Origin of the sequence: Pseudomonas abietaniphila, from assembly GCF_900100795.1 — a bacterium.
Classification (GTDB): domain Bacteria; phylum Pseudomonadota; class Gammaproteobacteria; order Pseudomonadales; family Pseudomonadaceae; genus Aquipseudomonas; species Aquipseudomonas abietaniphila.
The window spans coordinates 409467-422804 of the sequence record NZ_FNCO01000002.1 but is presented as its reverse complement, the minus strand read 5'-3'; the positions used below and the strand labels follow the sequence as shown (position 1 = coordinate 422804).

Sequence of the window (13338 nt, the reverse complement as noted above, 5' to 3'; positions counted from 1 at the left end):
GAACCTGATGACCCAGTTGAGCAGGAACGCGCACGTTTGCCTTCAAATCAGGATACAGCGGCGTGATCCGGGCTTGAACGTGAGGCTCATCCAGGCCCCATTACTGCTTACAAAGGAGCCAACATGTCCACACACGCGACTTTGAAAGCGGATGCTGTCGATATCCCTGCAGACGGGCTGCCTCAAAATGCTCGACGCCTCGCCATATTCTCGTTGGCCATCGGTGTCGGTATGGCGTCGCTCGATACGGCGATTGCCAATGTCGCCCTTCCAGCGATTGCAGATCAACTGCACACGACCCCGGCAGCTTCGGTCTGGATCATCAACGTCTATCAACTTGCAATGGTGGCCACACTCCTTCCTTTAGCGGCACTGGGAGAGATCATCGGCTACCGACGCGTGCTCCTGTTCGGACTGCTTTTATTCACCCTCGCCTCCCTCGGATGTGCATTGGCCTGGTCTCTCCCATCGCTGGTTATCGCTCGCCTGCTGCAGGGAATAGGTGCCAGCGCCGTGATGGGCGTGAATACCGCCATGCTTAGGGCCATCTACCCGAAACACATGCTCGGACGCGGATACGGCACCAACGCCTTGGTGGTTGCCGTCGCTTTTGCGGTCGGGCCGACGTTGGCTTCCGTGATTTTGTCGGTCGCCAACTGGCCCTGGCTGTTCGCAATTAACGTTCCCCTTGGCATGGCGGCCTTCTTCCTGGGTCGCAAAGTGCTCCCTGCTACGCCTCGTGCCAATCACACATTCGACGGGCTGACGGCGCTTTACAACGTGGTGGCGTTCAGTCTTCTGATACTGATGTTTGGGGACGCCGCCCACCAGGCGAGCCTGAAGACACTGGCGATCGAGTTGGCAGGCACTGTGTTGTTTTTTGCCCTCCTCCTGCGTCGGCAAGCGGATCACAAAGCGCCCATGCTTCCAGTCGATTTGCTGCGCAGGCCCATGTTCGCCCTGTCGGTGGTCACATCGGTATGCACGTTCGCAGCACAGGGATTGGCCTTTGTAGCGCTCCCCTTTTACTTCTTCACAACGCTTGGGCGGTCTGCGGTGGAGACTGGTTTCCTGATGACCCCCTGGGCGGTGATGGTGGCAATCATGGCACCGATTGCAGGCAGACTGAGTGACCATTATTCGCCGGGCGCTCTGGGCGGCATCGGTCTCGCGATCCTCGGTGCCGGGCTGGTTGCATTGGTGCTCATGTCCGATGCCCCGTCGACGTTTGACATCAGTTGGCGCATGGGGGTTTGCGGTGTCGGGTTTGGTTTCTTCCAGGCACCCAACCTCAAAGGCTTTATGGGGAGCGCTCCACCCGATCGGGGCGGAAGCGCCAGCGGGATGGTCGCAACCTCTCGCCTGATAGGACAGGCCACCGGTGCCGCTCTGGTCGCCTACTGTTTCATGGTATCAAGCGAGCATGGCGCAACGTTCGCGTTGTGGGCCGCCGCGTTGTTTGCTGCGGTCGCGAGTCTTGCGAGTTTTGGCCGCCTTGTTGCGGTAAAAAATTAAAGCGTTGATCGCCGGTTGTGTCTGACGGCTGTTATCGCCCATGGGGGACGCCGGATCTAAATCACCGAATATTCACGGAGAAAAAAAATGCTCGACCCGGCACTCAGCCACTGGCTGGACACCAACGCCCAGGATCTCGACTCGGGCCTCAGCGACCCACAACAGGTCCTGTCCGAACTGGCAGCCGCCAATGTGCTAAGGGTCGGGATCAGCCCATACCTGGGCGGCGTCGGCAGGAATCTGGCTGACGCTGTCGAATCTGCAATGTGGAATGTCCATCGGCTTGGCTCGACGATCATTTCAAGAGGTTGAGGCGCACCTGGAACACGATCGGTCCGTCCTTCTTGAGGCTTTGTTGAACCAGCGTTGGCAGCTGGAAGACCGGGTTACCGAGCTGAAACGCGGCCTGCTCGACGGGCGCTTCAGAGGTGATCCTGCGGCGCTGTTCAGTCTTCGAATCGCCCTGGCGCAGTCAGCGGCTGACGCTGTGCAGCTGGAACTGCAGGCAAGCGGTGGTAAAGCCTACCTGCAAGAACAGGGTATTGGTTTTGCACGTCGTTGGCGCGAGTCAGCGTTCGTGCCCATCATCACGCCGACGTTGGTCCAACTTCGTGCACAGCTGCAACGCCTGGAACGATGACCGACTCCTCTGCAGCGTTTTCTTCACTAAAAGCACCGCGATGCAAAGCATTGGATTATCCGATAGACACCTGCTCAGCATTTAACCCCAGGCACCTTTGCTGAAATCCCCGCCGCCTGTCCTCCATTGTTCTGACCACACATACAGAGGTATGAGCGCCGCATATGGACTGACTAACTGACTAAACCTGCGCACGAATGCGTCTCCAGCCCCTGGAAGATAGTATTTCTCTAAGGTTATGGAGGGTTTCGTCATGAACAAGCAGCTTGCGGAAATGACCACCAGATTATCTTCACTGTTCTTCAAATCGGCCTTGGTCAACGTGGATCCCTCCGCCTGTGTGAGCACCGAGCCCTCTGAAAATGAACTGCATGTCTGTGTGTCCGGGAGCGGTCTTTCATCGATGCATCACAGCACTCATACCCACCTGACCCGGGTCGAAGGGGGGGATGACGTGATCCCCGCTGGATCTCATCTGGTAAGCCCTCGCGCATTCTACGTCCATCACGGTATCTACCTCGGTGACGGCAAGGTTGCGCACTACTCCGGGTTAAGCGGATCCCTGCGAGCCGGCCCTATTGAAGTCACCGGTCTCCAACAATTTGCCAACGGGAGATCCATCTGGATTTACCAAGACCAACCGGCTTTTTCAAACGATGAAATCGTCGCTCGCGCGTGTTCAAGAATGGGTGAAGCTCAGTACAAAATACTCTCGAACAATTGCGAACACTTCTGCAACTGGTGCATTAACGGCACCAGCTACAGCGCTCAGGTGATTGAATACATTCACTGCCCTTTACGCGTGCTGCGCCACATTCTTCGCCAAAAAACAGGCCTTATCGCTTAACTTACAATAATGGGTGCGTTTACAAACCCAGTATTTTATTCCGCGTAATGCTTTACCAGGTAACAACTCCCTCATCGTAGAAATTCCGCTCCAGACGCCGTCGAACGGTTTGGCGAGTCCTGATTTTACCGACTACGATTCACACTGTTATCGGTATTGCTTTGCGGACACAGCAGGCCTACGCCTTTATGAAAATCATCACTGAACCCACGCCAGCCGTCAGGTGGTTTTCACGCCCCTTTGTCAATTCTGTCCAGCTACAGCGGCTTGGGGCAATCGCCCTGTCCAGTTCAATCTTCGTCATCGACACCGCGAGTTCGATACACATTGCCATTGCGGTGCTCTACGTCGCCGTCATACTCATGTCTGTGAATCTGTTCTCCAGGAAAGGCGTAATAGGCGTCTCATTGGTTTGCATCGGCCTGACGCTGACTGCTTTTGTGATAGGCCACGGCTTTGAATTATACGATGGCAGTTTCGCGCGTCTTCTCGTCAGCCTCTCTGCGATCGGCATGACGACGGTATTGGCCCTCAAGAATAAATCCGCCACCGATGAATTGCAGGAGCAGGTAAGGCTGCTTGCACAGACCCATGACGCAATCATCGTCCGGGACATGAATCACGTCATCACCCAATGGAGTCCTGGGGCCGAAGCGCTGTACGGCTGGACCAAATCTCAGGCAGTGGGTCAGGACTTTCGCGCACTCTTGAGTCCTCAACTGATGACGAGCTGGGACCAAATGATGGCTTGCCTCCTTGAGACGGGTCATTGGGAGGGTGAAGTGATCGAGCATTGTCGCGACGGCGCCTGCGTAACGGTGGTGAGTCGGTGCTCGTTGTCGCTTGGGGCAAACAATCAACCTAAAGCGATTCTTGCGACTCACAACGACATTTCTGACCGCAAGCGAGCGATCGAAGCCCTCCAGCGCAGCGAGGCATTCCTCGCAGGGGCGCAGTGGTTGAGCCAGACGGGAAGCATTGGCCTCAAGATTCCCAGCGGTGAAATGTATTGGTCGAAAGAAGCACGGCGGATATTCGAATTCAATGCTGATGAGCCCCCCACACTGACCAGCATTCTGGCGAAAACCCATCCAGACGATATTGAGATCGTCAAAGCAGCCATCAAAAATGCCTTCCAGAAAGCGCCTCACATCAAGACCGAATATCGGCTTTCAATGGCTGACGGAAGGGTCAAACACCTGCAGATGCTGGCTCAGCTCGTAAAAGACGGGGATGAAGACAGCGAGTATGTGGGGGCGTTGATGGACGTCACGGACACCCGAATGGCTGAGGAGGCTCTGCACCGATCAGAAGTCCAGCTCGCTCACTTCAGTCGCGTGGCGACGCTTGGCGAACTCGCCGCGTCCATCGCTCATGAAGTCAACCAGCCGTTGGCAGCTGTTGCCACCAATGGCACTGCCGGCCTGCGTTGGTTGAACCGCGACACGCCTGATATTGGCGAAGTGCGCAGCGCAATCGAACGCATGGTGAGCGAGACGCACAGGGCGAGTGAAGTTATCAGACGAATCCGGGCGATGGCTCGCAAAACGGAACCGCAGAAAGCCGCGTTGAACCTGGTGGAAATCATTGATGAGTCACTGGCCCTCGTCGGCCGGGAACTCAAGCGCAACAAGGTGGAGCTGGAGCGAGGTTTTGACGTTGAAGCCGTCTCGGTCACCGGCGACCGAGTCCAGCTGCAGCAGGTCATCATCAATTTGCTCATGAACGCCATGCAGGCAATGGCCAACGCAAAGATAAAACGTCGCACCCTGCATCTTCGTCTTCTGCATTCCGACGACGGCTCTGTCTCCTTTGAGATCAAAGACAGCGGCCCGGGCATTTCAAGCGACCGCATGCCGATGCTGTTCATGGCCTTCTATACGACAAAGCAAGAAGGAATGGGCATGGGACTGTCCATTTGCAGATCGATCATCGAGGCTCATGGTGGCCGGATCTGGGCAACCTCAGAGCCAGGAGAAGGGGCCGTATTTCATTTGTCGTTACCGATAAGTCCGTGGGAGCAACCTTGAACCGAGATACGTCACCCCATCGTTCTGCCGATACGTCGCCCATCGTCTTTGTCGTCGACGATGAAGCATCCATGCGCGAAGCCTTGGCCAGTCTGTTCCGCTCAGTCGGCGTGCGCGTCGAAACATTCGCTTCTGCGGCGGAGTTTCTGGAGCGGCCAGATCCGGATGCGCCTAGCTGCCTGGTACTGGATGTTCGTCTGCAGGGGTCAAGTGGACTGGATTTTCAGCGTCAGTTGATAGAGGCGAACATCAATCTGCCCATCATTTTCATGACGGGGCATGGCGACATTGCAATGTCAGTGAAAGCAATGAAGGCAGGGGCGCTGGATTTTCTCGTCAAACCTTTTCGTGATCAGGACTTGCTGGATGCGGTATCCGCGGCGCACCGAACAGACGCCGCTTGCAGAGAAGTCCGCAAGCAGGACTCCGGACTGCACGCCTGCTACCAGTCACTGACGGCTCGGGAGCGAGAAGTCATGGCATACGCTGCCCGCGGATTGATGAACAAACAAATTGCCAGCGAGATGAACCTGAGTGAAATCACGGTCAAGATACATCGCGGCCACGCCATGAAAAAAATGCAGGCGAAATCGTTCGCCGACCTGGTTCGAATGGCCGAATCACTCGGTATTGGAGAGAAACGCTGAGAAGCACATACGTGTGTATTATTTTTTTCAAAGGAATGGCCGCATAAAGTGGGCCTAAGCGAAGAGGTGAATCTCTAATCTGCCTCTTTCACAAGGATACACACCATGAGCAAAGTCCCCGTGATTTCCATTGTTGATGACGACGCGTCTGGCCGCATCGCATTGAGCAGCCTTATACGTTCGTTGGGCTACCAACCCTGTCTTTTTGCCTCCGCTGAAGACTTTTTGGCGTCCGCTCATCGCAATGACACCGATTGCCTGATTTCAGATGTGCAGATGCCTGGAATGACTGGCCTGGAGCTGCAGGATGAACTCATTCATCACGGGCAGGACATTCCCATGATATTGATCACGGCTTATCCGGAAGAGACTGTACGCAAGCGGGCAGAGGATGCTGGCGCTGCTGGCTTTCTCAGCAAGCCGTTTGATGGTCAAACGATGATTGATTGCATAGAGGCCGTTTTCGCAAGAGCCTGAAACTCCGGCCCCGCGCTGTACCCATTGATCGACGCTCCAAGACGCAGTGCATGAATCCCCCGTCCCCTTCCCCTTCGTGCTGTTCCCCAACGGTGACGACGTTCACCCCAGAACGTCGCGTGAGTGCGCATCTATTTCCTGACAGGCACGCCTTCTAAGTAAACGCATACCTAAACAAACATATACAACTGTATGAGGTGCTACCACTTATGCGCTAAAGCGTATGAACGTACGTAGAAGTGTTTATGAATACCAAGGCCCTTATTCTAGATCCAAGCCAACAAGCAATAACCCCCAGGCGAAAGAACGTGGTTCCACCCGCCTGCTGAAGTTGAGAGTCAATGCTGACCCCGGCGAAGTGATCCAACAATAAGACTGCCCGAAGGTGGATGACAATGAACAGAAATGATCTCCGCAAAATCGACTTCAGCCTTTTGATTGTTTTCGAAACGCTGATGCACGAACGCAACCTGACCCGTGCCGGCGAAAAGCTGTTTCTTTGCCAACCGTCGATCAGTGCTTCATTGAACCGTCTGCGCCAGTACTTTGATGATCCACTCTTTATCCGGATCGGCCGCACCATGGAGCCCACCAGCCGTGCGTTCGAAATCCAGCAGAACTTGACGCCCGCTCTGGACACCATGGCCGCAGCACTGAGCCATGTTAATGAGTTCGATCCATTAACCAGCAATGCTGTTTTCCGTATCGGGCTTTCTGATGATGTGGAATATTCCTTACTGCCAAGCCTGTTGCGTCAGTTGAGAATGGAAGCGCCCAGTGTCAGTTTTGTCGTGCGTCGCACCGATCATTTGACCATGCCCAACCAACTGGTGACTGGAGAGGTATCGCTCGGGGTTTGCCACAGCCGAGACCTGCCCGCCAATGCCAAGAGAAAGTTTCTGCGTCGCATCCGCCCCACGTTATTGAGCGCCAATTCGATCACTCGCGAGCTCGACCTGGACGAATACTGCAAACGTCCGCATGTTTCCGTTTCGCTGAATGGCGAAGTCACGGATTCCATTGATCGGTCGCTCAATGCGATCGGACGCAGGCGTCATGTCGTACTCGCCGTCCCGCAATACAGTGCACTCAAAACACTGATTGAAGGCACAGACATGGTCGCCGTCGTACCTGAATATGTGGCTAGCACTATGATCGGACAAGGCGGATTGCGCATGGACCCGATGCCGATTGACGTGCCAGAACTCGAACTGTCGCTGTCCTGGAGCGCGACCCTGGATAACGATCCCGGCGAACGCTGGCTTCGCGCCCGGGTGGCACACCATCTGGCAGAAAGCAGCACTTTGATAGCTTCATTGGTGACAACGAAACTCGCGGCATGAACAACCCGGCAGTCGCGTTATTTAACAGTACCTGTTCAACATAAACAGTCATCTTGTAGATATTGAAACCATAGGCAGCGCTTATACAGCGGGTTGTATCTCGATCTTTGACGTTATTAGCGACTGATAAGACCATGGCAGTACAACTTAGCGTTCCCACAACGGCACCCACGACGAAAGCATCACTGGAGAAGCCATGAAACATTCTCATGTTTACAACGAAACCAGCATTGCATTGACCACTGAGATCCTGCAGCGCAAGGCAAGCAAGAACCTGTCCTGGCAGGATCTCACGGACGGTACCGGCCTGGGCCTTGCCTACGTGACTGCCGCCCTTCTTGGCCAGCAACCGCTTCCAGAAAGTGCCGCCAAAGTTATTGGGGCAAAACTTGACCTCGATGATGAAATGGTCGCCCTTCTCCAGATTATCCCGCTTCGCGGCAGCCTGTCGGGCGTTCCTACTGACCCGACCATCTACCGCTTCTACGAAATGATTCAAATCTACGGGACGACACTCAAAGCCCTGGTTCACGAACAGTTCGGCGACGGCATCATCAGCGCGATCAACTTTAAGCTTGATATGAAAAAAGTCGAAGACCCGGAAGGCGGTCACCGCGCAGTCATCACGCTGGACGGGAAGTTTCTTCCGCTGCGTCCCTTCTAAGGGCTGCAACTTACCATTCGCTCTGCAACGGCCAGCACGGTATTAACCTGTTGCCAATGTGTGTGTGTGGACCGACGCGGGTGCAGATGACGTACAGCGACTCCCACGGCGGCACTCACACGCTTGTGTACGACGTCATTGGCAACGGCTGCACCAACTGATTATTCATTTACGCTGTTCACTACAAAAAGGAAACGACCATGAAAGCGCTTATCGAAGGTTTCTTGAAGTTTCAGAAAGATGCATTTCCTCAACGTGAGAACTTATTCAAACATCTGGCAACCACTCAGCACCCAGGTACGCTGTTCATCACCTGCTCTGACAGTCGAGTGATACCGGAACTGTTGACCCAGCAGGAACCCGGCGAGCTGTTCGTAATTCGCAACGCCGGCAATATCGTGCCGTCGTATAGCCCCCATCCAGGCGGCGTGTCGGCCACCGTCGAATACGCTGTCGCCGTCTTGGGCGTTACCGACATCGTCATCTGCGGACACTCCGATTGCGGCGCCATGACCGCCGTTGCCCAGTGCAAATGCATGGATCACTTACCCGGCGTTGCGGGATGGTTGCAACACGCGGAGTCCGCGAAGGTGATCAATGAATCACGCACTCACGTCAATGAAACCGCCAAGGTGAACTCAATGGTGCGAGAAAACGTGATTGCGCAGTTGGCCAATATCCAGACTCATCCGAGCGTGCGGCTCGCACAGGAAAAAGGGTTGGTGAACCTGCATGGCTGGGTCTACGACATCGAGACCGGGTCGATCGACGCGCTGGATGCCGACAACCGCACGTTTAAATCTCTGGTTGAGCACCCGACCACTTGCGCCGTGCAGGCCCGTCCTGTTCAGGCGGCCGCGTGATGACGAGTTCACTCCGGGAGCAAGCAACATGCTGAAAGTCATTATGTACACCACGGGCACTTGCCCTTATTGCCAAGCCGCCAGGCAGTTGCTGAAAACCAAAGGGATTACCTTCACCGAAATTGATGTGCATTCGGTTGAGCGCAGGGTCGAAATGGTCAATCGCAGTGGCCGGCGCACTGTGCCTCAAATCTTCTTCGGAAACTGGCACGTGGGTGGATACGACGATCTGGCTCAACTCGACGCCGAGGGCGCAATAATGGAGATGCTCAATCCGCGCTTCGCGAGTTGAACGGTCTTTCTTTGATTGTGAGTGCGGTTGAACACTTCAATTGACGAGTTTCTGCCGCGATGTCCATAGGTCTTCTCATCGCAACGATGTGCCGACACATCTATTTGAAATATCCAGAGGTCGTCACGGGATTCAGGCGCGGGTCCCACACTCAGATTGTTTCATTGCGCTGAATAGAGTTATGAGTTCTTTGCCCATTCTCCGAACCGCGTTTGGAGGCGAAACTGACACGGCATTAATGCGCGCGTCGAGTTCCGTTTTACACCCTTTGAACAGCTTCAGGTCATTAACCCAGTACGAGAATTAAAATGACTTACGATTTCGATTTGTTTGTAATCGGCGCAGGATCTGGCGGTGTTCGTGCTGCACGCTTTTCTGCCGATTACGGCGCCAAAGTCGCGGTTGCGGAAAGCCGTTATCTGGGGGGCACATGCGTGAACGTCGGCTGCGTACCGAAAAAGCTGCTCGTTTACGGGTCGCATTTCTCGGATGACTTCGAGCAGGCACAAGGCTTCGGCTGGTCAACCGGTCATCCACACTTCGACTGGGCCACGTTGATCAGCAATAAAAATCGTGAAATCCACAGGCTCAATGATATTTATCGCAAGTTGCTGGCCACCAGCGGTGTCACCCTGCTGGAAGGTCATGCCCGTCTCACCGATGCGCACCATGTTGAAGTCAACGGTCAGATATTCAGCGCCGAGCGTATCCTGATCGCGACCGGCGGCTGGCCAATGGTCCCGGACATTCCCGGCCGTGAACACGCGATCACGTCCAACGAGGCATTTTTTCTGCAAAGCCTCCCTGAACGGGTGCTGGTAGTGGGTGGTGGCTACATCGCGGTTGAGTTCGCAGGCATCTTCAACGGGCTGGGTGCCGATACGCGCCTGCTGTATCGCGGCGAGATGTTCCTGCGAGGATTTGATCACTCGGTGCGCACTCACCTGGCCGAGGAGTTGATCAAGAACGGTCTGCAGCTGGACTTCAATACTGACATCGTCAAGATCGACAAGCTGTCGGACGGAAGTCTCCTCGCGACCTTGAATGATGGGCGCCAGTTGGAAACCGACAGCATTTTCTACGCGACTGGTCGTCGGCCGATGCTCGAGCATCTGGGCCTGGAAAATACCTTCGTCGAGCTAAACGATGCGGGTTATGTCGCAGTGAACGAACATTTTGAGACGCGTGAACCTTCGGTCCTGGCGATCGGAGACGTTATCGGCGGCGTACAACTGACCCCAGTTGCGACCGCAGAAGGCACGGCAATCGCGCGCCGTTTGTTTAAACCTGAACTGTATCGTCCTGTGGATTATCGACATATTCCGACCGCCGTCTTCAGTCAGCCCAGCATCGGCACCGTAGGCCTTACCGAGGAAGAGGCTGTCGCCCAAGGGCACAAGGTGACAGCCTATGAGAGCCGGTTTCGTCCGATGAAGTTGACCTTGACCGAGTCCAACGAACGAACGCTGATGAAGCTGGTGGTAGATGCCCACACGGACCGAGTGCTGGGTGCACACATGGTTGGCCCGGATGCCGGGGAAATCATCCAGGGGTTGGCCATTGCCCTTAAAGCCGGCGCGACCAAACGTCTCTTCGACGAAACCATCGGTGTACACCCCACCTCTGCCGAGGAATTCGTGACCTTGCGTACGGCCGTCAATCACTCGTGAGATCAAGACCCCGCCCAGTTTTGGACAGCCACGGCCCCGTGGTCAGAATGCTCAGATGAAGTGGTCGCGGTGCGGTAGATGGGATGTCTAGGACAACAGCCTAAGTCATCAGCAACCGCTGAGACCACCTGCTTCAGCCCTTATCGGTGCAGCCGCGAGTGCGTCGGTTGTTTGATTGGCAGGAAAGAGCTTTTCGACAATGACGCAGTCAATCCACAGACCTTCCAGACAGGCGTGTTTCTCGTAGATGCCAACCTGGCGAAAAACACTTGCTTCGCACAAGGCAAGGCTGGCGTGGTTTGACGCGAAAATCCGCGAGAGAACTTTCCAGAACCCAAGGGCCTCTGCCTCCTTGAGCAAAGCCTCAAGCAGTTGCTTCCCGAGTCCTCGGCCCCGAACTTCCCTGCTCGTTGCTTACTCGCGGTTTGCGTCGCGATCAGCTTTCGCCTTCCGGTGAAAAGTCATCCGGCAGTCTGAGCGCTAAACCGCCCGGGCAGGCAAGATGGCGGCGATATCGAGCACATATGCTTTATCAAATATTCGACATTACGTATATTCGATTTTCCGAATGTGAGTGAGATCACCATGTCCGCCCCAATCAATTCGCCATACGCTTCATGACATCCATGAACGCATCAAGCTTTTCGTATTGGTCAAGACCAAACATCTGGAGGATCTATGACAGAGCCTATGACCCCCACCTCGTTGTTCAAGTGTCTGGCCGACGACACTCGAACCAAGATCACGCTCCTCATCGTCAGTGAGGGCGAGTTGTGCGTTTGCGAACTCACCGCTGCACTCGACCAGAGCCAACCCAAGATTTCTCGCCACCTGGCGCTGCTTCGCTCAGCAGGCTTGCTGATGGATCGTCGCCAGGGCCAATGGGTGTACTACCGCTTGCATCCCGAGCTGCCCGAGTGGGTTACAGCAATCCTGAAAGAGGTTGTGGACGCGAACCAGCAATGGTTGGAAGCCGAAGCCAAACGTCTGTGCGACATGAATGGCCGTCCTGTCAACCAGGCCGTCTGTAACTGATCTGCGCCCGAATAGAGTTTCTGTAATGCTACTTGCCGTACTGATTTTCATCGCAACCATCGTGCTGGTCATCTGGCAACCCAAGGGTCTTGGTGTGGGCTGGAGCGCAACCTTCGGCGCAGTGCTCGCCCTGGTGACCGGGGTAGTCAGTCTCGGAGACATCCCTGAGGTCTGGCATATCGTCTGGAATGCCACGGCGACTTTCATTGCCGTCATCATCATCAGCCTTCTGCTTGATGAGGCAGGTTTTTTTGAATGGGCCGCGCTGCATGTTGCTCGTTGGGGCGCCGAAAGCACGCGTAAGCTCTTCGCCTTCATCATTCTGCTGGGCGCTGCCGTCTCGGCCCTGTTCGCCAATGATGGGGCGGCCCTGATCCTTACCCCAATTGTGATTGCGATGTTGTTCGCGTTGCGGTTTTCACCCGCTGCTACCTTGGCCTTCGTTATGGCTGCCGGATTTATCGCTGACACGGCAAGCCTGCCATTGGTGGTGTCCAACCTCGTCAACATTGTCTCTGCTGACTACTTCGGCATCGGGTTCAGCGAATACGCGTCCGTCATGGTGCCTGTGAACCTCGTCAGCGTGGCGGCAACATTGGCCATGCTCATGTGGTTTTTCCGCAGAGACATGCCAAAGACCTACGATCTCAACCAACTCCAGATGCCGAGCGAGGTCATTCGCGACCGCGCTACCTTTGCAGCCGGTTGGTGGGTGTTGGCTCTGCTATTGATCGGCTTCTTTGTCATTGAACCCTTGGGTGTGCCCATCAGCGCTATTGCGGCGGTGTGCGCGCTCATTCTCTACGTGTTTGCAGCTCGTGGACACGCCATCGACACAGGCAAAGTACTCAAAGAGGCGCCATGGCAGGTGGTGATTTTTTCTTTGGGTATGTACCTGGTTGTTTATGGCCTGAAGAACGCCGGCCTGACTGACCATATCGCGCAGATCCTGAACGTATTCGCGGGGTACGGTGTCTGGGGCGCTTCCTTGGGCACTGGGCTGCTAACAGCATTGCTGTCTTCGACCATGAACAACATGCCGACCGTTCTGGTAGGCGCCTTGTCCATTCATGCCGCCGAGGTCGATGGCGTCGTCCAGCAAGCGATGGTGTACGCCAACGTCATCGGCTGCGACCTGGGCCCGAAGATCACTCCAATCGGAAGCCTGGCCACCCTGTTGTGGCTGCACGTGCTGGCACGCAAGAACATAACGATCAGTTGGGGTTACTACTTCAAGACCGGCATCGTGCTGACCCTACCGATCCTCATTGCCACCTTATCCGCCTTGGCATTGCGCCTCAGTTTCTGAATCAGG

The 13338-nt window shown here is 55.3% G+C and carries 14 protein-coding genes and 3 pseudogenes; 16 read left to right on the top strand and 1 reads right to left on the bottom strand.

Annotation, left to right across the window (positions count from 1 at the left end; translation table 11 throughout):
• Positions 1 to 123 precede the first annotated feature (123 nt).
• From BLS87_RS05360 to gorA, 13 genes and pseudogenes are all read left to right on the top strand, one after another.
• A complete protein-coding gene (locus BLS87_RS05360; RefSeq protein WP_074750798.1) occupies positions 124 to 1515 on the top strand; it encodes an MFS transporter in 1392 nt (463 codons plus the stop codon).
• 87 nt (positions 1516 to 1602) lie between these two features.
• Positions 1603 to 1827: a hypothetical protein gene (locus BLS87_RS35135; RefSeq protein ID WP_074750796.1), complete on the top strand. Its 225-nt coding sequence runs from the start codon at positions 1603 to 1605 to the stop codon at positions 1825 to 1827.
• Positions 1775 to 2155: pseudogene (locus BLS87_RS33345) on the top strand (acyl-CoA dehydrogenase family protein); the annotation flags it as partial. The gene BLS87_RS35135 and the pseudogene BLS87_RS33345, both read left to right, overlap by 53 nt.
• A gap of 253 nt (positions 2156 to 2408) precedes the next feature.
• Positions 2409 to 3002, top strand: a complete 594-nt coding sequence (locus BLS87_RS05345; RefSeq protein ID WP_143024301.1) for a lecithin retinol acyltransferase family protein — start codon at positions 2409 to 2411, stop codon at positions 3000 to 3002.
• 188 nt (positions 3003 to 3190) lie between these two features.
• Positions 3191 to 5032, top strand: coding sequence for a PAS domain-containing sensor histidine kinase (locus BLS87_RS05340; RefSeq protein WP_083370608.1), 1842 nt, complete (start codon positions 3191 to 3193; stop codon positions 5030 to 5032).
• Positions 5029 to 5679 carry a response regulator transcription factor gene (locus BLS87_RS05335; RefSeq protein ID WP_074750792.1) on the top strand — a complete coding sequence of 217 codons (651 nt, stop codon included), beginning with the start codon at positions 5029 to 5031 and terminating at the stop codon, positions 5677 to 5679. Before BLS87_RS05340 ends, BLS87_RS05335 begins: the two co-directional genes overlap by 4 nt.
• Before the next feature lie 105 nt (positions 5680 to 5784).
• Entirely contained in the window at positions 5785 to 6156 is a 372-nt protein-coding gene (locus BLS87_RS05330; protein ID WP_074750790.1) for a response regulator transcription factor, read from the top strand.
• A 395-nt stretch (positions 6157 to 6551) separates the two neighbouring features.
• Positions 6552 to 7499: a LysR family transcriptional regulator gene (locus BLS87_RS05325; protein WP_074750788.1), complete on the top strand. Its 948-nt coding sequence runs from the start codon at positions 6552 to 6554 to the stop codon at positions 7497 to 7499.
• A 196-nt stretch (positions 7500 to 7695) separates the two neighbouring features.
• Positions 7696 to 8163 (top strand): cyanase, encoded by a 468-nt coding sequence (gene cynS / locus BLS87_RS05320; protein ID WP_074750786.1) that lies wholly within the window; start codon positions 7696 to 7698, stop codon positions 8161 to 8163.
• A 56-nt stretch (positions 8164 to 8219) separates the two neighbouring features.
• A complete protein-coding gene (locus BLS87_RS34885; protein ID WP_074750783.1) occupies positions 8220 to 8324 on the top strand; it encodes a DUF2790 domain-containing protein in 105 nt (34 codons plus the stop codon).
• Positions 8325 to 8363: 39 nt separating this feature from the next.
• Positions 8364 to 9026, top strand: coding sequence for a carbonic anhydrase (locus BLS87_RS05310; RefSeq protein ID WP_074750782.1), 663 nt, complete (start codon positions 8364 to 8366; stop codon positions 9024 to 9026).
• Positions 9027 to 9054: 28 nt separating this feature from the next.
• A complete protein-coding gene (gene grxC, locus BLS87_RS05305; protein ID WP_074750780.1) occupies positions 9055 to 9318 on the top strand; it encodes a glutaredoxin 3 in 264 nt (87 codons plus the stop codon).
• Between the two features lie 308 nt (positions 9319 to 9626).
• Entirely contained in the window at positions 9627 to 10988 is a 1362-nt protein-coding gene (gorA, locus tag BLS87_RS05300; protein ID WP_074750778.1) for a glutathione-disulfide reductase, read from the top strand.
• 108 nt (positions 10989 to 11096) lie between these two features.
• Here gorA and BLS87_RS05295 read toward each other — a convergent pair.
• Positions 11097 to 11393, bottom strand: a pseudogene (locus BLS87_RS05295) (N-acetyltransferase family protein); the annotation flags it as partial.
• A 187-nt stretch (positions 11394 to 11580) separates the two neighbouring features.
• Between BLS87_RS05295 and BLS87_RS34975 the strand changes: the two are divergent.
• The 3 genes and pseudogenes from BLS87_RS34975 to BLS87_RS05280 form a co-directional block, all read left to right on the top strand.
• A pseudogene (locus BLS87_RS34975) lies at positions 11581 to 11670 on the top strand (arsenate reductase ArsC); the annotation flags it as partial.
• Positions 11667 to 12023: a metalloregulator ArsR/SmtB family transcription factor gene (locus tag BLS87_RS05285; protein ID WP_074750777.1), complete on the top strand. Its 357-nt coding sequence runs from the start codon at positions 11667 to 11669 to the stop codon at positions 12021 to 12023. The pseudogene BLS87_RS34975 and the gene BLS87_RS05285, both read left to right, overlap by 4 nt.
• Before the next feature lie 25 nt (positions 12024 to 12048).
• On the top strand, positions 12049 to 13332 hold the full coding sequence (locus BLS87_RS05280) for an arsenic transporter (protein ID WP_074750775.1): 1284 nt from the start codon (positions 12049 to 12051) through the stop codon (positions 13330 to 13332).
• Positions 13333 to 13338 lie beyond the last annotated feature (6 nt).